Source organism: Paenibacillus sp. J5C2022 (assembly GCF_025567625.1).
Lineage (GTDB): Bacteria > Bacillota > Bacilli > Paenibacillales > Paenibacillaceae > Pristimantibacillus.
Map to the genome: position 1 here is coordinate 27,005 of NZ_JAOQJC010000029.1, position 26,890 is coordinate 53,894.

The 26,890-nt window shown below is 53.4% G+C and carries 18 protein-coding genes; 16 read left to right on the forward strand and 2 right to left on the reverse strand.

Annotation, left to right across the window (positions count from 1 at the left end; all coding sequences use genetic code 11):
- The 14 genes from purQ to M6D81_RS21275 all read left to right on the forward strand — a co-directional run bounded on the left by purQ (position 1) and on the right by M6D81_RS21275 (position 22,930).
- Positions 1-696, forward strand: a complete 696-nt coding sequence (gene purQ / locus M6D81_RS21210) for a phosphoribosylformylglycinamidine synthase subunit PurQ (RefSeq protein WP_262679032.1) — start codon at positions 1-3, stop codon at positions 694-696.
- Positions 674-2,917, forward strand: coding sequence for a phosphoribosylformylglycinamidine synthase subunit PurL (gene purL, locus M6D81_RS21215; protein WP_262679033.1), 2,244 nt, complete (start codon positions 674-676; stop codon positions 2,915-2,917). Before purQ ends, purL begins: the two co-directional genes overlap by 23 nt.
- The gene (gene purF / locus M6D81_RS21220) at positions 2,902-4,380 is read left to right on the forward strand and encodes an amidophosphoribosyltransferase (protein WP_262679034.1); all 1,479 of its coding nucleotides are present in this window, start codon (positions 2,902-2,904) and stop codon (positions 4,378-4,380) included. Before purL ends, purF begins: the two co-directional genes overlap by 16 nt.
- Before the next feature lie 48 nt (positions 4,381-4,428).
- Positions 4,429-5,472 (forward strand): phosphoribosylformylglycinamidine cyclo-ligase, encoded by a 1,044-nt coding sequence (purM, locus tag M6D81_RS21225; RefSeq protein WP_262679036.1) that lies wholly within the window; start codon positions 4,429-4,431, stop codon positions 5,470-5,472.
- Positions 5,472-6,083 (forward strand): phosphoribosylglycinamide formyltransferase, encoded by a 612-nt coding sequence (purN, locus tag M6D81_RS21230; RefSeq protein WP_262679037.1) that lies wholly within the window; start codon positions 5,472-5,474, stop codon positions 6,081-6,083. The genes purM and purN overlap by 1 nt, the downstream gene beginning before the upstream one ends.
- Positions 6,084-6,970: 887 nt before the next feature.
- Positions 6,971-8,518, forward strand: coding sequence for a bifunctional phosphoribosylaminoimidazolecarboxamide formyltransferase/IMP cyclohydrolase (gene purH / locus M6D81_RS21235; RefSeq protein WP_262679038.1), 1,548 nt, complete (start codon positions 6,971-6,973; stop codon positions 8,516-8,518).
- 86 nt (positions 8,519-8,604) lie between these two features.
- Entirely contained in the window at positions 8,605-9,870 is a 1,266-nt protein-coding gene (gene purD / locus M6D81_RS21240) for a phosphoribosylamine--glycine ligase (RefSeq protein ID WP_262679039.1), read from the forward strand.
- A 422-nt stretch (positions 9,871-10,292) separates the two neighbouring features.
- Positions 10,293-10,886, forward strand: coding sequence for a hypothetical protein (locus tag M6D81_RS21245; RefSeq protein ID WP_262679040.1), 594 nt, complete (start codon positions 10,293-10,295; stop codon positions 10,884-10,886).
- Positions 10,887-11,423: 537 nt separating this feature from the next.
- Positions 11,424-13,106, forward strand: coding sequence for a sensor histidine kinase (locus M6D81_RS21250; protein ID WP_262679041.1), 1,683 nt, complete (start codon positions 11,424-11,426; stop codon positions 13,104-13,106).
- Entirely contained in the window at positions 13,106-14,194 is a 1,089-nt protein-coding gene (locus tag M6D81_RS21255; protein WP_262679042.1) for a response regulator transcription factor, read from the forward strand. The genes M6D81_RS21250 and M6D81_RS21255 overlap by 1 nt, the downstream gene beginning before the upstream one ends.
- 155 nt (positions 14,195-14,349) lie before the next feature.
- Positions 14,350-15,300, forward strand: coding sequence for an ABC transporter permease (locus M6D81_RS21260; protein WP_262679043.1), 951 nt, complete (start codon positions 14,350-14,352; stop codon positions 15,298-15,300).
- Positions 15,301-15,320: 20 nt separating this feature from the next.
- Complete coding sequence (locus M6D81_RS21265) at positions 15,321-16,199, forward strand: carbohydrate ABC transporter permease (RefSeq protein ID WP_262679044.1); 879 nt, start codon at positions 15,321-15,323, stop codon at positions 16,197-16,199.
- 94 nt (positions 16,200-16,293) lie between these two features.
- Positions 16,294-17,859, forward strand: a complete 1,566-nt coding sequence (locus M6D81_RS21270) for an extracellular solute-binding protein (RefSeq protein ID WP_262679045.1) — start codon at positions 16,294-16,296, stop codon at positions 17,857-17,859.
- A gap of 121 nt (positions 17,860-17,980) precedes the next feature.
- Positions 17,981-22,930, forward strand: a complete 4,950-nt coding sequence (locus M6D81_RS21275; RefSeq protein WP_262679046.1) for a CBM96 family carbohydrate-binding protein — start codon at positions 17,981-17,983, stop codon at positions 22,928-22,930.
- Positions 22,931-23,042: 112 nt separating this feature from the next.
- Here M6D81_RS21275 and M6D81_RS21280 read toward each other — a convergent pair whose 3' ends face one another.
- Both M6D81_RS21280 and M6D81_RS21285 read right to left on the reverse strand, forming a co-directional pair.
- Positions 23,043-23,693: an ABC transporter substrate-binding protein gene (locus M6D81_RS21280; RefSeq protein ID WP_262679047.1), complete on the reverse strand. Its 651-nt coding sequence runs from the start codon at positions 23,691-23,693 to the stop codon at positions 23,043-23,045.
- Positions 23,662-23,913 carry a hypothetical protein gene (locus M6D81_RS21285; RefSeq protein ID WP_262679048.1) on the reverse strand — a complete coding sequence of 84 codons (252 nt, stop codon included), beginning with the start codon at positions 23,911-23,913 and terminating at the stop codon, positions 23,662-23,664. Before M6D81_RS21285 ends, M6D81_RS21280 begins: the two co-directional genes overlap by 32 nt.
- A 201-nt stretch (positions 23,914-24,114) precedes the next feature.
- Here M6D81_RS21285 and M6D81_RS21290 point away from each other — a divergent pair, with 201 nt between their 5' ends.
- A complete protein-coding gene (locus M6D81_RS21290) occupies positions 24,115-25,353 on the forward strand; it encodes a polysaccharide deacetylase family protein (protein WP_262679049.1) in 1,239 nt (412 codons plus the stop codon).
- Positions 25,354-25,407: 54 nt separating this feature from the next.
- The gene (locus tag M6D81_RS21295) at positions 25,408-26,871 is read left to right on the forward strand and encodes an FG-GAP repeat domain-containing protein (RefSeq protein ID WP_262679050.1); all 1,464 of its coding nucleotides are present in this window, start codon (positions 25,408-25,410) and stop codon (positions 26,869-26,871) included.
- Positions 26,872-26,890: the final 19 nt, after the last annotated feature.

The window sequence follows — 26,890 nt, forward strand, 5'->3', positions numbered from 1 at the left end:
ATGAAGTTTGCGGTACTTGTATTTCCAGGCTCCAACTGCGACATCGACTGCTACAAGGCGGTAGAGTCCACAGTCGGGCAACAAGTCGATTACGTATGGCACACCGCGACGGACTTGTCCGCTTACGACGCCATCCTGGTGCCGGGCGGCTTCTCTTACGGCGACTACTTGCGCTGCGGCGCCATCGCTCGATTCACGGATGTAATGAACGAAGTGAAGAAGGCTGCAGAGCAAGGCAAATATATTCTCGGCATCTGCAACGGGTTCCAAATTCTGACGGAGGCGGGATTGCTGCCGGGCGCGCTGATTCGAAATACGGGACTGAAGTTCCGCTGCCACGGTACGCCGCTTGAAGTGGTGAACAACAATACCCCGTTCACGAACCAATACTCGCAAGGCGAGATTATCGATATACCAATCGCCCACGGCGAAGGCAACTACTATTGCGATGAGGCGACTCTCGCGGATTTGAAAGAAAATAACCAGATCGTATTCCGCTACGCGGGTGACACGAATCCGAACGGTTCCGTGGACAACATTGCGGGCATCTCCAACAAGGCCGGCAACGTCGTCGGCATGATGCCGCATCCGGAGCGCGCAGTAAGCCAATTGCTCGGCTCGGAAGACGGCAAGCGGATGTTCACATCGATTCTGAATGCATGGAGGGAACAACATGGCGCAGCAATTAACAGCTAAGGAACCGACGGCAGAGCAGATTGCCGACCAGAAGATCTATACGCAATTCGGCGTGTCCGATAGTGAATATGATTTGATCTGCGGCTTTCTGGGCCGCAAGCCCAACTATACGGAGATCGGCGTATTCAGCGTTATGTGGTCCGAGCACTGCGCGTACAAGAACTCCAAGCCTATTCTGAAGAAGTTCCCGATTAGCGGACCGCGTGTATTGATGGGGCCTGGCGAAGGCGCAGGCATCGTGGATATCGGCGACAATCAAGCGGTTGTATTCAAGATCGAGTCGCATAACCACCCTTCTGCGGTTGAGCCTTACCAAGGCGCAGCGACTGGCGTTGGCGGCATCATTCGCGACATTTTCTCCATGGGCGCACGTCCGGTTGCCCTGCTGAACAGCTTGCGCTTCGGCAATCTGAACAATGAGCGCGTCAAGTATCTGTTCGAAAATGTCGTCAGCGGCATCGCCGGCTACGGCAACTGCATCGGCATTCCGACAGTAGCGGGCGAGGTCATGTTCGATGAGAGCTACGAGGGCAATCCACTCGTCAACGCAATGTGCGTCGGCCTAATCGATCATGATAAAATTCAGCGCGGCGTAGCCAAAGGCGTCGGCAACCCGGTATTCTATGTCGGCCCGGCCACTGGCCGCGACGGCATTCACGGCGCGACGTTCGCATCGGTAGAGCTGTCCGAGGAATCCGAAGAGAAGCGTACCGCGGTGCAAGTCGGCGATCCGTTCATGGAGAAGCTGGTTATGGAAGCGACGCTGGAGCTAATCAATTCCGGCATCGTGCTCGGCATTCAGGATATGGGCGCAGCGGGTCTGACTTGCTCCAGTGCGGAGATGGCGTCCAAGGCGGGCAACGGTCTGGAACTGTATCTGGACGAGGTGCCGCAGCGCGAGACGGGCATGACGCCGTACGAAATGATGCTGTCGGAGTCGCAGGAGCGGATGCTGTTCGTCATCGAGCCGCAGCATGAAGAGCAGGCTATGGAGATTTTTGATCGGTGGGGCATCATCTGTGCGAAAGTGGGCAAGGTGACGGACGACGGCCGTCTTCGCTTGTTCCATCAAGGCGAGCAGGTGGCGGATATGCCGGTGAGAGCGCTCGTCGACGAGTGCCCGGTGTACAATCAGCCGTCCGCGGAGCCGCAATATTATCGGGACAACGCCGCTGTAGACACAGCTGGCTTCGCCGAGATCACTGATCTGAACGGCACGTTGGAGAAAGTGCTTGCTTCGCCGACTGTGGCGAGCAAAGAGTGGGTATACAATCAGTACGATTACATGGTTCGCACCAATACAGCTGTTCGTCCGGGCTCCGATGCCGCAGTCGTCACGATCGACGGTACGCGCAAAGGGCTGGCAATGACGACGGACTGCAACGGGCGCTACGTGTACCTGGACCCAGAGATGGGCGGCCGCATTGCGGTGGCGGAAGCGGCGCGCAACATCGTCTGCTCCGGCGCAGAGCCGCTGGCGATTACGGACAACCTGAACTTCGGCAGCCCGGAGAAGCCGGATGTATTCTGGCAGCTGGAGAAGTCTGCTGAAGGCATGTCCGAGGCATGCGTGAAGCTGGATACGCCGGTTATCGGCGGCAACGTCAGTCTGTACAACGAGAATGCGAAGGGCGCGATCTACCCGACGCCGGTTATCGGCATGGTGGGACTCGTGCACGACACGGACCATATTATGACGCAAGGCTTCAAGTCCGAAGGCGACGTCATCATCCTGATCGGGGAGACGAAGGCGGAATTCGGCGGAAGCGAGCTGCAGTATGTGATGAACGGAGCGGCATCCGGCCGTCCTCCCGTTATCGATCTCGAAGTGGAGAAGCGGGTACAAGGAGCGGTGCTTGGCGCGATTCAGAAGGGGCTGGTCGCATCCGCGCACGATCTGTCGGAAGGCGGCATCGCCGTCGCACTGGCGGAGTCTTGCATTAGCGGCGGCAAGGGCGCTGACGTATCCCTGACTTCGGACCTGCGTCCTGACCATCTGCTGTTCAGCGAATCGCAGTCGCGCATTCTGCTGTCTGCGAAGCCGGAGCAAGTGGATGCGCTGGCGGCTTGGCTGACGGAGCAAGGCATCGCTCACGCGAAGGTCGGAACGGTAACGGGAAGCAGCCTGACCATTAACGTCAACGGCAAAGCCGGCATCCATGCGCCGGTCCAACATCTGGAGAAGGTCTGGAAGGATGCGATTCCATGTCTGATGAAGTAAAGCAGCCCTTGCTGTGGACAGGCTCTCATTACAATGAGGGCATAGGGCGCGACGATATTTTCGATAAATTGCGGGAGGAATGCGGCGTGTTCGGGGTGTTCGGACACCCTGACGCCGCCGGTCTCTCTTATTACGGCCTTCATGCACTGCAGCACCGCGGGGAGGAGAGCGCGGGCATCTGCACGGTGGATTCCGCGAACGGCAACAAGTTCAGCTACCATCGCGGCATGGGGCTCGTGAAGGAAGTGTTCGACAAGGACAGCCTGGATAGCCTGCAGGGGGACCGAGCGATCGGACATGTGCGTTATTCCACATCCGGCGAGAGCCATCTGGGCAACGCCCAGCCGCTGATCTTCCGCTATCGCGACGGTGATCTGGGCGTAGCGACGAACGGCAATATCGTCAATGCGCCGGCGATTCGCCGCGAGTTGGAGCTGAGCGGCTCCATCTTCCAGACGTCCAGCGATACCGAGGTTATCGCGCATCTGATCGCGCGTTCGCCGAAGGACTTCGAGACGGCGGCGAAGGAAGCGCTGCAGCGGCTCGTCGGCGGCTTCGCCTTCCTGATCATGACGAACGACAAGCTGCTGGTCGCTTCCGATCCGCACGGCTTGCGTCCGCTTGTCATGGGACGGTTGGGCAAGGGTTATGTATTCTCGTCCGAGTCCTGCGCCTTCGAATCCATCGGCGCGGAATATGTGCGCGACGTGCAGCCGGGCGAGCTGCTTATTCTGGACGAGAACGGCCTTCGCGAGGAGCGTTATTCGGAAGTGCAGCGCAGAGCGACTTGCGCGATGGAATATATCTATTTTGCAAGGCCTGACAGCGACATTAACGGCATCAATATTCACTCCGCGCGCAAGCGGATGGGCCGGCAGCTCGCAGGCGAAGGGTTCGTGGACGCGGATGTCGTAACGGGCGTGCCGGACTCCAGCATCTCCGCGGCAATCGGCTATGCCGAGCAGACGGGCATTCCTTATGAGCTTGGCCTGATCAAGAATAAGTACACCGGACGGACGTTCATCCAGCCTTCCCAGGAACTGCGGGAGAAGGGCGTGAAGATGAAGCTGTCGGCGGTCCGCAAGGTTGTGGAGGGCAAGCGCGTCGTCATGATCGACGATTCCATCGTCAGGGGCACGACATCGCGTCGGATCGTCAATCTGCTGCGTGAAGCGGGTGCGACGGAGGTGCATGTGCGGATTACTTCGCCGCCTTTCAAAAACCCTTGCTTCTACGGCATCGATACGCCGGACCGCAAGGAGCTGATCGCTTCATACCGCACGGTGGAAGAGATTCGGCTGGAGATCAATGCGGATTCCTTGTCTTTTCTAAGCGATGAAGGGTTCGTGGATTCCGTAGGGGGCAACGATGGCGCGTATAATCGCGGCATGTGCCTCGCCTGCTTCGACAACGATTATCCGACGCCTGTGAACGAGGAATCGGATAAGAGCTGCAGCTGTTAAGTGGATCGTGGTTCCAAGTAACCAGAAGATATAAAGGAGTTGACCAAATTGTCAGAAGCGTACAAAAAAGCGGGCGTCGACATTGCCGCAGGCAATGAAGCGGTCGAACGGATGAAGAAGCATGTGAAGCGGACGTTCCGTCCCGAGGTGCTGACTGAGCTTGGCGGCTTCGGCGGCTTGTTCGGCCTGGACAAGGATAAATATGAGGAGCCTGTGCTCGTATCCGGCACGGACGGCGTCGGCACGAAGCTGAAGCTTGCTTTCGCCATGGATAAGCATGACACGATCGGGATCGATGCAGTGGCAATGTGCGTGAATGACATTATCGTGCAGGGAGCGGAGCCGCTCTTCTTCCTTGACTATCTGGCATGCGGCAAGGTGGTGCCGGAGAAGATCGAGGCGATTGTGAAGGGAATCTCCGAAGGCTGCGTGCAGTCCGGCTGCGCCCTGATCGGCGGAGAGACGGCAGAGATGCCGGGCATGTATTCGGAGGAGGAGTACGATATTGCGGGCTTCACCGTAGGTATTGTCGACAAGAAGAAAATGATCGACGGCTCCACGATTGCGCCTGGAGACGCCGTCATCGGTCTTGCCTCCAGCGGCATTCACAGCAACGGCTTCTCGCTCGTACGTCGACTTCTGCTGGAAGAAGCCGGCTACTCGCTGGATCAGGAGATGGAGGAGCTCGGCGGAGCGAAGCTTGGCGACGTCTTGCTGGAGCCAACCCGTCTCTATGTGAAGCAAGCGCTGAAGCTGATCGAATCCGTTCAGGTGAAGGGCATGGCGCATATTACGGGCGGCGGCTTCATCGAGAATATTCCGCGCGTGCTGCCGGATGGCGTTAATGTGGACATCCAGTACGGCGCATGGCCGATTCTTCCGATCTTCGAGCTGATGCAGCGCAAGGGCGAGATCACGAATCGCGATATGTTCACAACATTCAATATGGGCATCGGCCTCGTCGTCGTCGTGCCTGCCGATCAAGCGGAAGATGCTCTGCAGGTGCTGAGCGGTCTCGGCGAGCAGGCGTACCGCATCGGCACGGTGACAGAGGGAAGCCGGGCCGTGACGTTCACGGGAGCGGAAGTCTAATGTCTCAGCTTCGAATCGCGGTATTCGCATCGGGTCAGGGGACGAACTTCCAGGCGATTGCCGATGCCGTGCGGGAGGGGAAGCTCGATGTGTCCATCGAGCTTCTTGTTTGTGACCGGCCGTCGGCGCCGGTGGTCGAGCGGGCGAAGCGGGCCGGAGTGGAGGCCTTCGTCTTCAAGCCGAAGGATTATCCTTCCCGCGAAGCCTACGAGGGAGAGATTATCGCCGAGCTGGAGCGCCGCGGCGTAGAGCTGATCGTGCTGGCGGGCTATATGCGCATCATCACCTCGGTGCTGGTGGAGCCATACTACGGTCGGATGATCAACATCCATCCGTCGCTGCTGCCGGCCTTCCCCGGCGTGGACGGGATCGGGCAGGCGCTGCAGTATGGCGTGAAGGTGACGGGAGCGACGGTTCACTTCGTCGATGGCGGACTGGACAGCGGTCCCATCATTGCGCAGCAGGTTGTCGAGGTGCTGGAGGGCGATTCGCCGGAGTCGCTGGCGGAGCGCATTCATGCGGTTGAGCAGCGGCTGCTGCCCGGCGTCATCCAGCATATCGCGCACGGACGAGTGAAGTTGGACGGTCGTCATGTGCGGATTGGGGAATGATGCTGAGACGGGCCGAGGCACGCTTGACGGTTCTATGTGACCATAATGAGCGATAGCGCCCACAAATCGACTCGTTTCTGGTGCTATGTGAGCAAAATGAGCGATAGGCGGCTGCTTGAGCGGGACGAGGCAGGCTTGGTGGTTCTATGTGACCATAATGAGCGATAGCGCCCGCAAATCGACTCGTTTCTGGTGCTATGTGAGCAAAATGAGCGATAGTCGGCTGCTTGAGGCGGGACGAGGCACGCTTGGCGGTTCTATGTGACCATATTGAGCGATAGCGCCCGCAAATCGACTCGTTTCTGGTGCTATGTGAGCAAAATGAGCGATAGTCGGCTGCTTGAGGCGGGACGAGGCAGGTTTGGTGGTTCTATGTGACCATAATGAGCGATAGCGCCCACAAATCGACTCGTTTCTGGTGCTATGTGAGCAAAATGAGCGATAGTCGGCTGCTTGAGCGGGACGAGGCAGGCTTGGCGGTTCTATGTGACCATAATGAGCGATAGCGCCCACAAATCGACTCGTTTCTGGTGCTATGTGAGCAAAATGAGCGATAGTCGGCTGCTTGAGGCGGGACGAGGCACGCTTGACGGTTCTATGTGACCATATTGAGCGATAGCGCGCACAAATCGACTCGTTTCCGGTGTCTATGTGAGCAAAATGAGCGATAGTCGGCTGCTTGAGGCGGGTCGAGGCACGCTTGGTGGTTCTATGTGACCATAATGAGCGATAGCGCGCACAAATCAGCGTGTTTCTGGTGCTATGTGAGCAAAATGAGCGATAGTCGGCTGCTTGAGGCGGGACGAGGCACGCTTGGCGGTTCTATGTGACTTTCTATGTGACTTTTAGAATAAATATAGGTTCAGTTAATAAAGGAGGACGAAGGTATGGCTATTCGCAGAGCGTTAATTAGCGTATCGGACAAGACGGGCATTGTGGAATTTGCGAAAGAGTTGGCGAATCAGGGCGTGCAAATCATTTCAACGGGAGGTACCTTCAATCTGCTGCAGAAGGAAGGCGTGCCGGTTACCGGCATCTCCGATGTGACGGGCTTCCCCGAGATTATGGACGGACGCGTGAAGACGCTGCATCCCGCTGTGCATAGCGGCCTGCTGGCGGTACGTGACAATGAAGAGCATCAGAAGGCGATGCAGGAGCTGGGGCTGGATTACATCGATCTGGTCGTCGTCAACCTGTATCCGTTCAAAGAGACGATTGCGAAGCCGGATGTGACGTATGAGGACGCGATCGAAAATATCGATATCGGCGGACCAACGATGCTTCGCTCCGCGGCGAAGAACCATGCTTTCGTTACGGTTGTCGTAGACGCCGGAGATTACGGCGCAGTTGTCGAGGAGATGAAGGTCGGAGGAGACACGACGTTAGAGACGCGCAAGCGCCTTGCGGCGAAAGTGTTCCGTCATACCGGCGCATACGATGCGCTGATCTCCGACTATCTGTCCAAGCTGAACGGCGAGCCTCTGCCGGAATCCTACACTGTCACTTACGAGAAGGTGCAAGATCTTCGCTACGGAGAGAACCCGCATCAGCAGGCGGCGTTCTACAAGAAGCCGCTGGCCGCTACCGGCAATGTGACGACGGCGGAGCAGTTGCACGGCAAGGAGCTGTCCTATAACAACATCAACGACGCCAATGCGGCGCTGGCGATTGTGAAGGAATTCGACGAGCCGGCTGTCGTCGCAGTGAAGCATATGAACCCTTGCGGCGTAGGCATCGGAGCGACAATCCATGAGGCGTATCAGAAAGCATACGAAGCGGACCCTACGTCCATCTTCGGCGGCATTATCGCGGCTAATCGTACGATTGGCGCGGATACAGCCGAGCTGCTGGGCAGCATTTTCCTGGAGATCGTCATTGCTCCTGACTTCACGCCGGAGGCGCTGGACATTCTGATGAAGAAGAAAAACATCCGTCTCATGAAGCTGGGCGAGCTGTCAGCAGCAGCCGAGCGCAAGCCGGAATGGCTGGTTACTTCTGTAGACGGCGGCATGCTGGTGCAGCAGAGCGATGTGCACAGCTTGAACGAGACTGATCTGCAGGTCGTTACAGATCGCAAGCCGACGGAAGAAGAGGTGAAGCAGTTGCTGTTCGGCTGGAAGGTCGTGAAGCATGTGAAGTCCAATGCGATCCTGCTGGCGAAGGACGACATGACGGTAGGCGTAGGCGCTGGCCAGATGAACCGCGTCGGCGCAGCGCGCATTGCGATCGAGCAAGCGGGCGAGAAGGCGGCGGGAGCAGCGCTGGCATCCGATGCGTTCTTCCCGATGGGCGATACGGTAGAACTGGCGGCGAAGGCGGGCATTACCGCGATCATTCAGCCGGGCGGCTCCATCAAGGATGAGGAATCCATTGCGGCGGCGAATGCGCATAATATCGCGATGGTGTTCACAGGCGTACGTCATTTTAAACATTAAAATGTCTGAGGGCTCGCCTCTTGCCATTGGCTGCATCCGGCCGACGGTAAGGGGCGGGGTCATATTATATTAAGGGGGCTTGCAACATGCGTATATTGGTTATCGGAAGCGGCGGGCGCGAGCATGCGATCGTATGGGCGCTGAAGAAGAGCGAGAAGGTGAAGGAGCTGTTCTGCGCGCCGGGCAACGCAGGGATTGCCAGTATTGCGGAGTGCGTGCCGATTGCGGTGAACCAGTTCGACGAGCTGACGAGCTTCGCGAAGGATTCTTCCATCGATCTCGTATTCGTAGGACCGGACGATCCGTTGGCCGACGGCATCGTGGATGCATTCGAAGCGGCGGGCATACCGGCATTCGGGCCGAACAAGCTTGCAGCGGAGATTGAGGGAAGCAAGATCTTCATGAAGGACTTGCTGAAGAAGTACAATATCCCGACGGCAAAATACGAAACGTTCACGGGCTACGAGGAAGCATCTGCATATCTGCGCGAGCAATCCGCACCGATCGTTATCAAAGCCGACGGTCTTGCAGCAGGCAAGGGCGTAACGGTTGCGGCAACGATAGAGGAAGCGGAGGCGGCTCTTCGTTCCATCATGGTGGACAAGGTGTTCGGCGAAGCGGGTAATCAAGTCGTTATCGAAGAATTCCTGGAAGGACAGGAGATGTCCATTCTGGCGTTCGTCGACGGCGAGACTGTGAAGCCGATGGTTCCGGCACAGGATCATAAGCCAGTATTCGATGGCGACAAGGGACCGAATACAGGCGGCATGGGTACATACACGCCGCTGCCGCATATTGAGCAGTCGATTATCGATGATGCGATTCAGAATATCATCATTCCGACGGCGAAGGCAATGGTCAGCGAAGGCCGTCCATTCCGCGGCGTGCTGTTCGCGGGACTGATGATTACGAAGGACGGGCCGAAGACGATTGAATTCAACGCCCGTATGGGCGATCCGGAGACGCAGGTCGTCTTGCCGCGCTTGAAGACAGATCTCGTCGATATCGTGCTGGCGGCCATGAACGGCAGACTGGCCGACCTGGACATCCAGTGGAGCGACGAGGCTGCTGTGTGCGTAGTAGCGGCGTCCGAGGGCTACCCTGGCTCATATCCGAAGGGCCGCGTCATTACCGGCCTTGCAGAGGCGGAAGCGCAGGGCGCGCTCGTCTTTCACGCCGGTACGGCGGAGAAGGACGGCGACATCGTCACGAACGGCGGCCGCGTCCTTGGCATCGTCGGCCTCGGCCGCGATATCGCGGAAGCGCGCGCCCGCGCTTACGAAGCGGTCAGCGTCATTCAGTTCGAGGGCAAGCAGAACCGCACGGATATCGCGGCGAAGGCGCTTGTATAAGTAGCACTGGTGGCATTGTCGCCAGTTTAGCTCGTTTTTATTTTGGAACACCCCCTCTCACTAAGCAGTAGGTTTCACATAGTGAGAGGGGGTGTTTTTTTATAAAAATAGAATTAATATAATTCGAAATGAATCCCCTAAGATAATGGATAGACATGTGCGAGCGCGTCTGCAGTGTATGCAGCCAACACTAAAGTGTGGAAATCCCGTGCGACCGCACCCCAGCATCTCCTACAACGGAGCGTCGTAAAGGAGCATGCGAGCCGGAAGTGAGCAGTCATGGACGCCGCTAGGAGTTTTTCTCAGTGGAAGAAAAGGGAAGGAATACTATCTAATTGGACGAATAATAGAGATACTAATGGAATGATGACTGATTCGATTCAAGATGAAATACATCTTACAGATGAAAGCAAGGAGGGACAATGCACATACTTTTAAGAATAGTATGGATGATTGTAATTTTATTGAGTTCAGCGGCTGTTGCATGGTTTATTCTAGGATCTACAGCAAACTTTCAACTAGGAATGGATTTAGTATCAACCGTCATTTTTGTCTATTTTGGAATACCATCGATATTGTTAATTACTTTATCAATAGTTTTACTTTTCAAAGGATGGATTCCTCCATCTCCATGGTATATTATTGCTGTTTCTATAGTAATTTTATGTATGCTGTCCTTAAGTCCAACATTGTTTAAGTACGTAGACACTAGTGGATGGTTAGATGAGAATGTTACAACTGATTCATTACAAATTACAACGGATAATATGTATGAATATCAAATCGAGCTAATTAATTTATTTCAAAAGAATAGTTATGCTCGTCTATATCTTAGAAGTACTTCAACGGATGAAGAAATACGTATTCCATTAGACTTGCCTGTGAAAGATATTGTTGTACTGTTCGTAGAGAAGAATAATAATTGGATTAAATTAGAAAAGACATCAGAGGAAGATATTTATATAGTACTCACGACCTCCCAATTTTCCTTTCCTGACGAAAAAAATAAAAATTGATGTGAAGAAAAGAGAAGCGGTGAAGGTGCCATGAAGTTTACTGGCTCTTTACCACCAGCGAATAATCAAATTGGATACGCAGATAAAGCGATTGAATAGTATATATCACGAGGTTCCATATCAGCTACATAATCACTTTTAATTTTTCAAATGGGAGCAAAGGTTTTTCACAAAGCCAGGTTTCTCGGGAAGCATGTGTTTTTTTAAAATTACGACAAAATAGAGCGGACATGAAGAAGAACGCTGCTGAAGAAATCTGAAGCAATGTCTGCATTTCCGACTTTCTTCATAATCGCATAGAATATCCGCACAAACCAAATATTAACCTGCAATCACCCAAACAATCTCCTGTAAGAACGGATTTGTGAAGTGATATAATAGATAAATCTACCTATATTGCCTGACGAAGCTGGTGATTTTTTGTTGAAAATCATTGCAAGTTCGCTAAAGTGGAAGCTTATTTTGCTGCTTTCCTTAATTGTAATCGTTGTCATTGCCTCCATTGGCAGCTTTAACTACGTAGGGAGCTCCCGTGCCATGAAGAGGGATTTGGAAAACTTCAGCGTCCAGATTATGAAGCAAGCCAATCTCCATATCTCCCGCTATTTTCAAGATAGCGAGCATTTTTTTGAAACGTTGCTGGTTAGCGATGATCTGAAGTACTGGGCGCAAGCGAATTCGTATTACCGCAAGATGGATCAATTTGTAAACATGCAGGAGAGCTATATTATCCCTTATGTGACCTACCACCATGAAGCGTTGACTGTTATGCTCTACTCTGAGCATGGCGAACAATTCGTCTATCGAAGCGATGCTGTACGCCATCTGCATCTGCAAACCCGGTATCAGCTGTCGGAACAGCTCGAGAAGTGGGACAATGGACGTACGGGTATTCAAAGGATGGTGTTCTTAAGCGAGGATTACCGGGATGAACGCTCTCATCCCATTACGACACCAATCTTACGTTATGTCACCGTTCAGCACATTGGTCAGGAACGAATCGTTGCGGCCATGGACTTATCTCTCCAGTACATACAGGATTTGCTCAATGAAATCCAATTAAGTCCCGGGAGCTATGCGATGATTGTCAATGATTCGCATATTGTGACCGCTCCGGATATGGGGCTGATGCATACCGAGATCAAGAAATCCTGGCATCCGATACGCGAGCAGGATGACGGATATTTCTACGATCAGTCAGGGGACGAATGGGTGATCTTTCTCCCGATTCCGTCGTTGGATTGGAAGGTGGTGGTCACCGTTCCGAACAATGAGCTGACTCGGAGCATTGCCAAGGTGAGGAATTGGACGATCCTGATGACGACTTGCGGATTGCTTGTCGCCGTTATACTGATAGGGATTGCCGCAAGCTCCATTACCAAGCGATTAAAGCAGCTCCGCCATACGATTAAACGGACGATAACGGGCAATCTCAATAGTCCCGTCGATATTCATGGAACAGATGAGGTTGCGGAGATCGCTGCGGCGTATAATCACCTGCTATCACGAATGGATGAGGTCGTATCGGAATTAACCGATACGAGAGTCGTTCAGCAGCGCGCCGTCATGTCGGCCATGCAGGTGCAGATTCATTCGCATTTCTATTACAATGCGCTGGAAGCGATCAATTCCATGGCTCACTTGGCCGGGCATCAGGAAATTCGGCAGACGGCAGTTTCCCTGTCCAATCTGCTGCGCTATACCTCCAACTTCCAGGATACCGTCGTCACGATACGGGAAGAGATGCGGTATCTGCAGCACTATCTCGCCATTATGAAGCGGGTATATCAGGATGCAATGTCATACTGCATTGCGATCGATCCCGCTATTGAACAAGCGCAATGCATGAAGGTGTTGCTGCAGCCGCTGGCTGAGAACAGCTTCAAGCACGGCTATACATGCAGCGAGGAAGGCATTCATATCGAGATTCGCGGCTGGATGAAGGAGAGCGAATACGGCAAGCAGGTGTATATCCGCATCTCCGATAACGGTCTGGGGTTCTCGGACGTTTCGCTGGAGAAAATTCGAGAGCAGTTATCTGCTCCTGTCCGCGGTGAGGATTTTACGAAGTTAAATAAAAATGTAGGACTTCTTAATGTCCTATTCCGCTTAAAAAGCTTCTATGGATCAGATCAGACCAGACTGGAAGCGGGACGATCGGAACAAGGCGGCGCACAATTTACGATTTCATTCCCGTTTATTCCACAAGGAGGAAGTTAATGTATCGCGTACTTATCGTAGATGATGCGCCGATTATCCGGCAAAGCGTCTCGCTTGCCGTCGAGCAAGCCGATGCGCCGGTTGTGGCTGCAGCCGCCGTCCCGAATGGAGCTCGCGCGTTAAAGTGGCTGGAGGAGCATGTTGCGGATCTGTGCATTACCGATATTAATATGCCGCTGATGGATGGCTTAGAGCTTATCGGCAACATCAATCAATCTCATCCCTCTATGAAATCCTTGATCATTTCCAGTTACGACGATTTTCTTTATGCCAAGAAGAGCATTCAGCTCCATGCATTGGATTATATTCTAAAGCCCATCGACGAGCAGATATTTCATGACAGTATCTCGAACGCTGTAGAAGCGCTTGCGGCTCATCGCGTACATCAAGCCTCCGCGATGCTTGTACAGCATCTGCCCAAACATCGCGCGTTAGTGGAGCAATGGAGTCATGCGTTGAAAACGCTGAACGGACTGGCGTTGCCGCTATTGCTCATGGACACACTGGACTCCATCGAGCAGTGCGCGGCTAATCAGCTTGAGCTGATGCCCTTCCTGTCTATGCTGTGGATGCGAAATCTGCAGGATGAGCTGGAGCTCTCTCCGGATATGCAGCCCCCCGCCGCCCCCCTGTTCGACGGCTGGAATCGGCCGATTCTGAGACGATCGGAAGCGCGTTCTTACTATCGTCTGCTTGCCATCCATCAGTTGGAACAATGCGGGTATGAGCTGCTGCGCCAGCTCAAGTCGGAGCATGTGCCGCCTCAAGAGCCGGTTATCGACTGCATACGTCTGTACATCGCAGATCGCTTATGCGATCAACTGCAGCTGCAGGAGCTGGCCGATCAAGTCTCGCTTAATAAAACATATATGTGCACGATGTTCAAGCAAGAGACCGGCATGACCATCTGGACCTACATTGTGAAGGAGCGTATGAAACATGCCTGCTCCCTGCTGCTGGAATCCTCTCAGAAGGTGTACGAGATTGCCCATGCCGTCGGGTATGAGGATGTAAATCACTTCAATAAGCTCTTCAAAAAGCACTACGGGCTGTCGCCGCTTGAATATAAACGCCGCATAGTCGGTTAATCGAGTTTGTTGCAAGAAGTCTCTGGCCCATCGGTCAGAGGCTTCTTCTGCGTTAATCGGAAGATTGCCCCGATAAGCGCTGAATTTCACCTATAAGTGTTGCTGCCGACAATCTCTATAATGTGAAGTAAGAGAAAGGAGAGGGTATTCACCAAATGGAATTTGCGAAGAAAGGGCCTCTGCGGCAGCGAACAATCCATCAAGAATCGTTCTGGAAATTCGTTCGTAAAAATCATGCTTTATACATCATGCTGATCCCTGTAGTTATGTACTTCCTGATCTTTAAATACTTGCCCTTGCTCGGCAGTGTCATAGCGTTTCAGGAATACAACATTTTTAATGGACTTTTGAAAAGCAAGTGGGTGGGCTTGTACTGGTTCGAGCTGATGTTCTCCAATCCGTATTACGGGAAGATCATCTGGAATACGCTCATTATCAGCCTCTATCAGATCGTCTTTGCTTTTCCGGCCCCGATTATTCTCGCGTGCTTGCTTAATGAAATACGGATGATGACGTATAAACGAACGATTCAAACGGTACTCTATTTGCCGCATTTTCTGTCATGGACGCTCGTGTACGGACTCGCCTTCATGCTGTTCTCCACGGAATCGGGATTGGCAACCGCCATGCTGAAGCTCTTGGAGCAGGACGCTGTCTCCATACTGGGAGTCGCTGATTATTTCCGGACGGTCGTGGTCAGTGCAGGGATCTGGAAGGAGATGGGCTGGAGCGCGATCATCTTCCTGGCGGCGCTGTCAGGCATTAATCCAAGCCTGTACGAGGCGGCTACAATAGACGGCGCCAACCGTTGGAAGCAGTTCTTACATGTCACGCTTCCGGGACTGCTGCCGGCCATTATGATCTTGCTGTTATTGAAAATTGGCAACATTATGGACGTCGGCTTCGAGCAAATCTTTATATTCCTGACGCCCACAACGACTGAGGTAGGAGAGGTATTGGACACCTACGCCTACAAATCAGGTATTATCGGAGGACAGTACAGCTTCACAACCGCAATCGGCTTGTTCAAATCCGTCATCGGCTTTATTCTGCTGCTGGGGGCCAATGCAGCCAGTAAGGCTGCTACAGGCGAGTCCTTATACTAGCGCAATAATGGAGGTCTACAATGGTTATTCGCAAATCAATAGGAGAGCGTATATTCGATGCTTCCAACTATACTTTGCTGGCCTTGCTGGGGCTGCTGTCCTTGCTCCCTATTCTTCATGTCGTCGCGGGTTCCTTCAGTTCTCCTAATGCGATCATCCATAACCACGTGTTTTTGTGGCCGGTTGAACCTACGATGGAACATGTGAATACGGTCGCTGCCAATGCGGACTTCTGGCGGGCAGTATGGATGACGGTCAAGGTGACGGCGATCGGCACTTTGCTCAACATATTATTGACGGTCATGGGCTCTTATCCGTTATCCAAGGCGAATCTGCGCGGCAGAAAAGGGATAATGCTCTTTATTCTGGTGACGATGATCTTCCAAGCGCCGATCATTCCCGTATTTATGCTGATCAAAGAGCTGCACCTGCTTAATACGATGTGGGCGCTGATCATTCCGAGCGCCATTAGTGCCTTTAATATGATATTGTGCACAACCTTTTTCCGGGGCTTGCCGGAGGAGTTGTTCGAAGCGGCCAAGATAGACGGCATGAATGATTACCGCATCGTCTTCCAGATCGCGTTGCCGCTGTCCAAGCCGATTATGATGACGCTTATCTTATTCTATGCCGTCGGCCACTGGAACAGCTATATGGGACCGCTCATGTATATTACCGATCGTTCCCTTCAGACCTTGCAGCTGTACATCTATTATATGATGGCAGGCTCTATGAGCGATATCGGGATGTCGCCCATCTCGGACGTATCGCTCTCTCTCGTACCGAAAGCGCTGGAGATGGCGACGATCGTCCTTGCCACTGCTCCGATCGTCGTACTCTATCCTTTCTTCCAGAAGCACTTCGTGAAAGGAGCCATGATCGGTTCCCTGAAGGGCTAGCGATCCCTTCCACGTACAGATATGACGCCGTATGGCTTCATATAGAAGTAAGCATGTCAAGCAACTTACAGACCTACTAAGGAGGGTATTATCAATGAAAGCACCGTTGAAACAGAGCGCAATGTTGTTGCTGCTGCTGGCTATGGTCATGGCAGGCTGCAGCAACAATAACGGCAGCAGTGTCAAACAAGAACCGACAGCTGCTGCAACCGCTGCCGCTACCGCCATTCCGGGGGACGAACAGAAAACAGAAGAGCCGGCGCACATCGAGATTTACTTGTCGGACAATAACGCCCAAATACCAAGCGGAGCATCCATGGACGTTCCAACTATCCGTTATCTGGCGGAGCAGACCAATACCGATCTGGATCTGGTATTCTTCCCGCATACGGCGATGACCGATCAGGTGAAGCTGCGGATTGCCTCCGGACAAATTCCCGATGTCATCCTGGATGGCGGACTCCATCGCGAGCTGTATTATAATGATCAGCTGCTGCCGCTTAACGATTTGCTTCAGGAGCATGGTCAAGACCTGCTGAAAGTGATTCCTCAGGCGGCATGGGATTCTGTCACGCGCAATGGCCGAATATTGGGCATTCCCCGCTTGCTGGAAGGCAATACGCTGACTCAGCGCGTGCTGTTCGTCCGTCAGGATCTACTGGATAAAGGGGGCTACACGAAGACTCCCGCCACGCCGGACGATCTGCTGGACATGTTCCGCGCCATCAAGCAAGGCTCACCGGATGTCTATCCGTACAGCGCGCGCGAGAACTTCGCCTGGTTCGATAATATTATCGGCATGTGGGGGGTATCCGTCTGGGGCGGGGAGTGGATGGAAGCATCCCAAGAAGTGATTCCGTATACGATTCATCCGCGCATGAAGGAAGCGCTGGCCTATCTTCGTCAGATGAACGAGGAGAAGCTTCTTGATCCGGAGTTCATGATCAACAACCGCAATACGTGGGAGCAAAAAATTCAAAGCGGTCAGACGGCCGTCTGGACTCATGCCGCCAACTTGGCCTGGGATTGGCAAAATCGCTTAAATCAATCGATCCCGGATCAAACGCCAAAGGTGACAACTTTCAATACGCCAAAAGCCGCAGGTGTCGAACAAGCCGGCTTCCAGCGCACACCATTTAACGGTGTGGTGAATATTAGCAAACAAGCCGAAAATCCGGAAGCCATTATTCGGTTGTTCAACTTCCTGGTGACAGAAGCAGGGAATAAATTCATCTATTTCGGTGTGCCCGGGGTGACTCATACCGAACAGGACGGCAATATTTTCTACAACAAGCAGCAGGATACGGACGACAAGACATTGGGCTGGCGCAACCTCTCGTTCAATGTAGCTAGCTGGAACAAAGACTACGCGGCGTTATCTCTGGGGCAGGAAGCCGTTGAAGTGCTCGACCGCTTCTATAGCGTGGCGGCAACCGATGGATTCGATCCCCAGTTGATGAACATGACGACACCGCGCTCTCCATTGCCGGAAGTAGGCGACTTCGGCGCTCCGAATTCGCTGTTCATTCAAGCGGCAACAAAAATAATTATGGGCGAAGAGCCTGTCGATTACTTCGATCAATACGTAACTGAGTGGCGCAAAATGGGAGGAGAGGCGCTCATTAAGGAAGCGACTCATAATTTTAAAGAAGGCATCTAGCTTCTAGCGAAACAGCCAGACTCACAGATTGATGGCAAGCAGCAAGAAGGAGAGGATCCACCGCAATGGGTGACTCCTCTTCCTTCTTGCTTGTCTTATAAAACCAAGGGAGTGATGTCATGTGAAGGATGCAAGGAGAAGGATGGTTAACGGAGGAGTGATGGGTCTCGTAATGGCCGCTGTTGTGTCGAGTCTGCTGCTGTTGTATGGTGTACCGTTTTCCGGATTTGTGAAAGCGGTTGCAGACAATTCCGGCGCATCAGAGCCGCTGCCGCTGCTGAACAATGGAAGCTTCGAAGCGGTTGACGGCAGCTTGCCTCAGGGTTGGAATATATCCACCTATACCGGGACGCCCACTGTTGCGGCGGACAGCCAGCAAGCCTATGACAGCCAATATTCAGTTAAGCTGAGCGCTTCTTCAAAGGGCAGAGCCAGCGTCCATCAGATCGCATCGGTGAAAGGCGACACCACCTATGAGCTTACGGCGTGGGTCAAGCTCGATCAATTGGCTTCGAGCGATCGGGGGGCGACGATCCGGCTTCAATTCTACGACCAGGCGTACAATTCCGTCGGTTCTTCTTTATTCGCCGGCAATTGGACAGGCACTCAGGATTGGCGGAAAATCACCTACAGCTTCCGCACGCCTGCCGATACTACACGGCTGCATGTCGAAAATTTTTTATGGAATGCGGTTGGAACTGTGTGGTTCGACAATATGACGCTGACCGAGCTAAAGCCTTGGGAATCTGCCAATATGCTGCTTAATCCAAGTCTGGATTCCGTCGTGAATGGCTTTCCGGAAGCCTGGTCAAAGCAAACGAATAGCGGCGCACCTGTATTTGAAGCGGAGCTTCTGCAGCCTTACGCTGGTGAGGCCGCATTGCGAATCAGCGCCGAAGCGCCCACGCGAGCCAAAATATCGCAGACAGTCTCCATCCAAGCCAACAAGGATTATTATTTGTCCTTCTGGGTCAAAACGGAGCAGCTTGTATCCCCTGATCTCGGCTCCACTGTAAGGCTGCAGATGTTCAATAGCAATTGGGGAAAGCTCGGAGACAATATCATGATCGGGAGCTGGAAAGGCGACAAGGAGTGGACGAAGGTAAGCTTCAGCTTCCGTTCACCGGATACAGCGGCTCTGCTTATGATAGAACCTTATCTCTGGCATGCTACCGGCTCTGTGTCGTTCGATCACTTCCATCTGGAGGAGAGCGGATGGTTAGTCTCCATGTTCAAGAATGGACATCCCAGACTGCTTGCAGACGATGCCAGATTCGCAGAGATTGCTTCCCATATCGCAACTGACCCGGTTGCCGCCAGATGGTATCAGGATGTGAAGGCGCAGGCGGATGCGATGCTGAGCGAGCCGGTCGCAACTTATTCCATTCCGGACGGCTTGCGCCTGCTGGATACAAGCCGTCTGGTGCTTAAGCGAATCTACACGCTGGCCATGATGTATCATCTGGATCAGAATCCCGCCTATGCGGAACGTGCATGGATGGAGCTGAATGCCGCAGCCTCCTTCCCGGATTGGAATCCCAGGCACTTCCTGGATACGGCTGAGATGACGCACGCATTTGCCATCGGATACGATTGGCTCTATGACTACTGGACGACGGATCGAAAAGATACGATACGGGATGCCATCGCCACGAAAGGACTAATGCCCGGCTTGAGCCAATACGAGACGGCGACTTGGCCTTCGAAGCTGCATAATTGGAATATCGTATGCAACGGCGGTCTGCTTGCCGGAGCGCTGGCGATTGGCGATGAGCCGGCATACGGACATCTCGCAGACAACATTATTCGTCAATCATTGGAGTCCATTCCGAAAGCGATCTCCCAATTCGCTCCGAACGGCGGCTGGTTCGAAGGTTACGGTTACTGGGAATATGCCGCACATTACTTGGCTCTCTACTTGGGCGGATTGGAAGCTGTCATCGGCACGAGCTTCGGCCTGTCCGATTCGCCAGGCGTCTCGGAGACCGCCAGCTTCCCCATCTATATGGAAGGACCGACTGGGAGGGCCTTTAATTTCTCCGACAGCGGTTCAGGGACGCTCGCGGCTCCCCAGATGCTCTGGTTCGCACAAAAATTTGACAATCCCCTGTATCAATGGGCCAGAGAAGGCTCTATTGGCACTCCGCAAGCCTTGCTATGGTACACGCCTAACAGCTACACAGGTCCGGCGGCTAATGGATTGGAGAAGGATCGACTGTATTCCCATGCGCAAGTCGGATTGATGAGAAGTGCATGGGAATCTCCACATGCCGTATTTGCAGGGTTCAAGGGGGCTGTTGCGGATTCGAGTCACAAGCACTTGGATGCCGGAGAATTCATTGTTGATGCGCTTGGCGTCCGCTGGGCAAGCGCGTTAGGGCCGGATAATTATAATTTGCCCGGCTATTTCGATCGCAGCAACCAACGATGGAGCTATTACCGGCTTCGCTCGGAAGGCACGAATACGCTTGTCATCGGCCCTGACGGAGGAAGGGAGCAGAATTACGAGGTCGCGGCCCCTATTACCGATTTCCAGTCATCGCCGTCCGAGGTCTATGCGATTGCCGATTTGACTCCTGTATATGCCGATAAGGCGGTTAGCACAAAGCGCGGTCTCAAGCTATTTCATGATCGCCGATATATTTTGCTTCAGGACGAAGTGGTCACTTCTCAAGCAGAGGATATCTGGTGGTTCATGCATACCGTTACTGGAATCGAGAGCATTAGCGGGGATGGCAAGGAAGCGACATTGGAGCAGGATGGCAAACGTCTCTGGCTGCGTATTCTGTCAAGCCAGGGCGAATTCCAGTACATGGACGCCGAGCCGCTTCCTCAGACAGCAGATCCGGCTGGTCAAAATACCAATGCGGGTGTGAAAAAGCTTGTCATTCATGAGCCCAATACGCAGCAGCTGCAGCTGTCTGTTCTCATGGTGCCGCTTCAGCCTTGGGAGTCGCCGCCATCTTCTCAACAACTGCCTGCGGTAACCAGCTTATCGAGCTGGTCGTTGCCTGGCGGGGCTTCCTCCTTATTGTCGTCTATTGCGATGGATGGTCAGGGGCTGCCCGACTTCGTCAGCGATACATTTACCTATGATGTGAAATTGCCTGCGTCTCAAGCAGAGATACCGCTGATTACAGCTGCGTCTGTCGATGCGCAAGCCAATGTAATCGTGACGCCGCCGGCGTCCTTGCCGGGAACGGCATGGATTGAGGTGAGCGATCACGCTTCAGCGTTGACGACCAGGTATGCCATTCATATGGATCTCGAAGAGGAACCGCCGCTTCCCTCTCTGCCTGTAGCCGCTGTCAGCGCAAGCTCGCATGACGGGAATGTTCCGGCGAATACGATCGATGGCGATCTCAGTACTCGCTGGTCGTCTCTCGGCTCCGGCGAATGGATACAATACGACCTCGGTTCGCTTCAGACGATTGAGACGATATCGATTGCATGGTTCCGCGGCACAGAGCGCAGGGGATACTTCGATGCAGCCGTCTCTCAAGACGGTGTGGAATGGACGACCGTCATTGCGAACGGTGTCTCGAGCGGCAAGAGTCTTAAGCCGGAGCATTACGCAACAGCAACGAGAACGGCGCGCTATGTGAAGATTATTGGGAAGGGCAACTCTGTTAACGCCTATAACAGCCTGACAGAGGTGCAGTTCTATTCGCAGCCATTGCCGCCGACAGTGATCGACAATGTGTTCGACTCGGCCGTATTCGCGAATGCGCCTTCGAATCTGATCGTAGGCGAGGCTTTGGCGCTGGAGCTTGCCGGAAGCATGACCGACGGCACAGCTGCCGATCTGTCTCAAGCACAGGTTCACTACTATTCCAGCAATCCCGCTATAGCAAGCATATCGGAGCAAGGTGTCGTGTATCCGCATGCGCAAGGGGATGTGCGCATTACTGCCCTGATCATTCATAACCGCAAAATGGAGGTTGCCCGGCTGGAAGTGACGGCAATGATGAGGGGGACAATATTCGCTGCCTCTGACACCTACGTCCGTGGCGGCGATCATGCACATAAAAATTATGGCCAGCAGAGCGAGCTAAATGTCAAGTTGGCGAACGGGGATAACACTAAACGGATTAGTTATATGAAATTCGATGTTAGCGAGATCGCGAGCCCTTCAGTGACGGAGTCGGTATACCTTAATTTGTATGGGTTTATACGCGACGGCGACGGATCGGAGTCCGATATCTATATCTACCCTGTGACGGACGATAATTGGGATGAACATGCCATGACTTGGCATTCGCAGCTGAATTATGGAGCGGCGCTCGGCTCATCTCATTTTACGAGCGTTGCCGACTGGCATCGCATTGACGTTACGGACTTTGTACTGGCCGAGGCTGCGGGGGACGGCGTCGCAACATTCGCCATCGCACAGGCGGGAGTGGGGTATGCTACTGTTATTCACAGCAAGGAGCACGCCGAGAGCCGCCCATTCCTGTTATACACCCCGCTCCCGCAGGGAAGCAGCACGGCTCCTCCTGCAGCGGGCGTTCTATCGGACGATAACGGTCATGATACGGGACTGATGGACGGCGATTATACGATTTCGATGAATATATGGCATGGCAATCAAGCACAGCGGTACAAATTGTATGAGAATGGTCAGTTGATTGACACACAGACGCTAGAGGATCGTGCTCCCAATGCCCAGCGAGCCGTCACCGCAATTGCGGGCAGGAACAATGGAACCTATACCTATAGGGCTGAACTCGTCAATATTCATGGCGTGACTTACACGGAAACGCACACAGTAATAGTGACAGATGCAAACCCCGCCCATGCCGTTCTCTCCCATAATAACTGGCAGCAAGGTGACGAGTATGAGATAACGATGAATCTCTGGTGGGGAACGAATGCGCATACGTATCGTTTGTACGAGAACGGCATGTTAATTGACGAGCAGAGGCTAAGTGCCCACTCCCCTTCTGCTCAGTCGACTCTAACGAACATTGCCGGCCGATTGCCAGGGGGCTACACTTATTATGCGGAGTTGATCAACGATACCGGATTGACGGCGACAGATGAGATTACGGTCAAAGTAATCGAATCGTGATAGGTGAATGTTCGGAGAAAGGGCGAACAGAATAGCTGCAAGTCGCATTGACGCGAGAGGGGGAGCCATATGAGTGGCTCCCTTTTAGGTGAATGATCATCGACAACCTATTTTATTTTCCGCTAATGTTCACAGCCAGCTCCTCGATCAGTTTCTTCTTGCCCAGCGCGTAGAAGGCTTCGTTGTAGTTCTGCCTGTTGGTCATGCGATACACGTTGCCTTCCTTCACTGCCTTCATGCTGCTCCAAATTGCGCTCTGCTCCAACATATTGTTCTCATTGTCTGCAATGAGAACAATGTGGTCAGGCTCGAACGTAGACAGTATTTCCAGATCAGCGACAATCCCGCCCCAGTAATCCGCCTCCGGTGTGCCCGGCATCATAGGAAGCTTAAGATCGCCGAAGATCATATCCGCCACTCCCGTCGTTGAGTAAATATGAAGTTCTTTCGTAGTGGCGCCAATGACAGCGAAATGCTCCTCGCAGATCACGTTCTTGATCTCCTTGTGAAGCTGCTCGGCACGTTCTTCGTAAGCCTTCATCCACTCCTCCATCTCTGTCTGCTTATCCATCACTTCCGCGATGAAAGCGAAGCGCTCACGGAAAGCGTCGAAGCCATGCGGCACAAGAACAGTAGGCGCAATTTTCTCCAATTGCCCGATAATCTTCTCTTGGGTCGGTCCGGCAAATATGAGGTCGGGATTTGCAGCGACGATTGCCTCCAGATTGAGATCAGTCATGTAGCAAAAAGGTAAGCTCGACAAATGCGCTGTCGGCCTCCACACGGATCGTATGATTGTGATGCAACTGGTGACGGCACTGGACGATCTCAATTCCTGCAGCCGTAATGATGCGATCGATATGGCCGAGACCAACTGGCTGCCCCAGCTTCATAACCTTTGTAACGTTATCGCCGGTAGACGTCGGCAAGAGCGATAGCTCTTGAAAATAGGTGTTGTAAACCTCGTGAATAGAGTGAGACACTGGCTTAAGTCCCTCCCTTCCAATGAAAATAATTCTCATCTATATTAACTTTCATTATAACGGGAATATTCACAATCGGCAATTTGTGTGTTGCTTGTTGATCGTATGTCACACTCTCTCGAACGTCGTAACTAAATTGTAACTCTCTGAAGCCGCTATTCCGATAAGATAGATTTATCAGCGGGATAGAGGGTGAGCAAGATGAGAACATCAAGAGTAAGAAAAAGAAATTATCGCAAATCGGCGGTTGTGATCCTTTTTGCAGCCATTATTATATGGCTCGTCGGCTGTGCGGCAGGTCAGACAATCAGTATATCGGGACTAGTGTCGCCGGGTAACAAGGGAGCCATTCAGGATCAAGGCGATCTGACGGACGGTAACGGGGAGGAAGGTATATTGATTTCAGTTACCGAACCGGATAGCGTCAAGGGCCACCTGATTGGAGCGAACGGGAACGGGAATGGCATCTACATACCCGGCGGCAAGGACTCTTCTCATATAGATAGCAATGCCGGCGATGGCGGCGCAGACAAGGATGCCACTCAAGAGTCGGAGAACGCTGGAAGCGGAGCGGACGGGAAAGGGAAAGGCGAAGCCACCGGTAACGGAAACGGGAGTACGAACGACGGAAGTGGAGCGGACGGAAACGGGAGCGGCAAAGGCGACGGCAACGGGAGTACGAACGATGGAAAAGGCAACGGCAGCGGGAGCAGTGCTAGTGGCAACGGGAGCAATAACGGCAACGGAAGCAATGACGGCAATGGAAGCAATGACAAGGGCAACGCCGGTCAAGACAAAGGAAATGCCGGGGGAACCGCGCCGGACAAAGAAAAGCAAAAACCCGGCGAGAAGAAGAAGGTGGTGGCGCTCACGTTCGACGATGGGCCGGACACCCGTTATACGACGGCGATATTGGATATCCTGAAGGAAGAAGGGGTAAAGGCGACATTCTTCGTCGTGGGATCGCAGGTGAAGAAATATCCCGAGGTGCTGCAGCGTATGCATGACGAAGGCCATGGCATCGCCAATCACTCCACCGGGCATGAGAACTTCCGGAAGCTCAGCCGGCAGCAAATAATCGATAATATCGCCGAGACGGATAAGGCGATCGAAGAGGTGCTGGGTTACTGGCCCAAATGGTTCCGGGCTCCTTACGGAGCGCTCTCCCAGACGCTGTTGGACGTACTGGAGGAGCAAGAACGCGAGCATACAGGCTGGACTGTGGATACGCGGGACTGGGCAGGCACTTCTGTAGCAGATATGCGGAAGATGATTCGTAATGAGACGAAGCCGGGTGGTATAATATTAATGCATTCTTTCGGCGGCAAGCATATTAAGAATACAGTGGAGATGCTCCCTGGTGCAATCAAGGATCTCAGGGAGATGGGCTACGAATTCGTGACAATGGATGAGCTGGAGGAGCTGGATATGCTGGATTAGCATTCCGCCCGGAAGTTCAACGATACATTCATCTATGAGGAGGGGAATGCAACTTTGCCTGGCTTAACATTCAAGCAGCGCGGCAAGGGGAAGCGGCAGCTAAGGGCTGCGCCGCTTCTTGCTGCGCTGCTTCTCCTTCCTCTGGTCGTCAGCGGATGCAAGTATACGGCTGCGCCGGCGGATCTGCTGCAGAAGCCGACGATTGCCGAAGGCAAGCAGCAGCTGACAAGCGCGATTGCTCGTGCGCTGCCCAAGCATAGCTTGCTCACGCTTCCGCTTCGGGATGATGACTACAAGGAAGCGGTACGGCTCATCGATCTGGACGGTGACGGCGTGGATGAAGCGGTGGTCACGTATTACGGGGAATACAGTACACCGGAGATCATGCTGCTGCGCAATGAGAATAACAGCTGGCGCAAGTGGCTGACGATTCAACAGCCCCTCGCCAGAGGCATCGACTGGCTGAAGCTGACGGACTTCGACAATGACGGGCAGCAGGAGCTGCTCGTAGGCTGGATCGGATCGTATGACAGTCCCAATACGCTGGAGCTGTATTCGTTCCAGACGAAAGTGACGCGGAACGATACGGGAGAGAAGACGCTGGAGCCCTTGGAGAGCTTCTCGTATACGCTCGCGGAAGTTGGCGAGTTCGGGAATGACGGCATTACACAGCTGGCAATTCTGCTCTCTTACGACAGCAAAGGGGACGATATGCTATCTTCTCATGACCTTGATGTGTACGAATGGCGAGGGAACGGGATGAAGCGAATCACAAGCATGGAGCTGACTCCCTCGGTCAATTCCTATGACACAATGGTCATCGGCGAGATATCCCCAAGGCATAGAGGGATTATAATCGAAGGCAATACGGGAGCGCATAGCATGATGACATATATGTACGCCTGGGAGAACGGCAAGCTGAAGCCTATCTATCCGGATGGTCCCTTGTTCATGTCGGAGGAAGGCTTCAACGGCAGAGGGGTGTATAGCGAGGACGTGAACGGGGACGGCATTCTGGAGCTGCACAGGGCGCTGCAGGCTCCGGGATCGGAGCAAGCTTCCTACGTGGACACGGAATGGATCAATCAGTATGTGCAGTGGGACGGAAGAACGGGCTACGAGGTTGTCACGGAACAGTATCAAAATTACGCATACGGCATCCGATTGACGATTCCGAAGGAGTGGAGGGGGCGGTATACGTTCTCTCCGCTGGAGAATGAACCGTACGGCTTGGTCTCGTTCCAGTATTGGGATGAACGGGATAAGGCTTCGACAGAGCTTGCTGCATTGTATGCGATACGGCTCGAGAAGTGGAGCGAGCTGGAAGAGTCCTGGCAGAACAAAGCGAAGCAGAAGCCTTACTTCGAGCTGAGCCGAGATAGCGGCAATGTGTTCGTTGTCCAGTATGCGAAGGCGCCTCCCGTACAGTTGGCGGAAGCTGCGCAGGCGGATTTCATGGATATGGTGAAGGCTGTGGAACGATTTCCTTCGCTGCTCCAGTTCGAGCATAATCAATAGAGTCGGAAATGGCGGTGAG

What these genes read in the sequence shown, in the direction of transcription:
- M6D81_RS21250 (WP_262679041.1), top strand. Translation starts at nt 11,424, where the DNA reads ATGAAGAGGGATTTGGAAAACTTCAGCGTCCAGATTATGAAGCAAGCC.
- M6D81_RS21265 (WP_262679044.1), top strand. Translation starts at nt 15,321, where the DNA reads ATGGTTATTCGCAAATCAATAGGAGAGCGTATATTCGATGCTTCCAAC.
- purQ (WP_262679032.1), top strand. Translation starts at nt 1, where the DNA reads ATGAAGTTTGCGGTACTTGTATTTCCAGGCTCCAACTGCGACATCGAC.
- M6D81_RS21290 (WP_262679049.1), top strand. Translation starts at nt 24,115, where the DNA reads ATGAGAACATCAAGAGTAAGAAAAAGAAATTATCGCAAATCGGCGGTT.
- purF (WP_262679034.1), top strand. Translation starts at nt 2,902, where the DNA reads ATGTCTGATGAAGTAAAGCAGCCCTTGCTGTGGACAGGCTCTCATTAC.
- M6D81_RS21270 (WP_262679045.1), top strand. Translation starts at nt 16,294, where the DNA reads ATGAAAGCACCGTTGAAACAGAGCGCAATGTTGTTGCTGCTGCTGGCT.
- purL (WP_262679033.1), top strand. Translation starts at nt 674, where the DNA reads ATGGCGCAGCAATTAACAGCTAAGGAACCGACGGCAGAGCAGATTGCC.
- M6D81_RS21245 (WP_262679040.1), top strand. Translation starts at nt 10,293, where the DNA reads ATGCACATACTTTTAAGAATAGTATGGATGATTGTAATTTTATTGAGT.
- purD (WP_262679039.1), top strand. Translation starts at nt 8,605, where the DNA reads ATGCGTATATTGGTTATCGGAAGCGGCGGGCGCGAGCATGCGATCGTA.
- M6D81_RS21260 (WP_262679043.1), top strand. Translation starts at nt 14,350, where the DNA reads ATGGAATTTGCGAAGAAAGGGCCTCTGCGGCAGCGAACAATCCATCAA.
- purH (WP_262679038.1), top strand. Translation starts at nt 6,971, where the DNA reads ATGGCTATTCGCAGAGCGTTAATTAGCGTATCGGACAAGACGGGCATT.
- M6D81_RS21255 (WP_262679042.1), top strand. Translation starts at nt 13,106, where the DNA reads ATGTATCGCGTACTTATCGTAGATGATGCGCCGATTATCCGGCAAAGC.
- purN (WP_262679037.1), top strand. Translation starts at nt 5,472, where the DNA reads ATGTCTCAGCTTCGAATCGCGGTATTCGCATCGGGTCAGGGGACGAAC.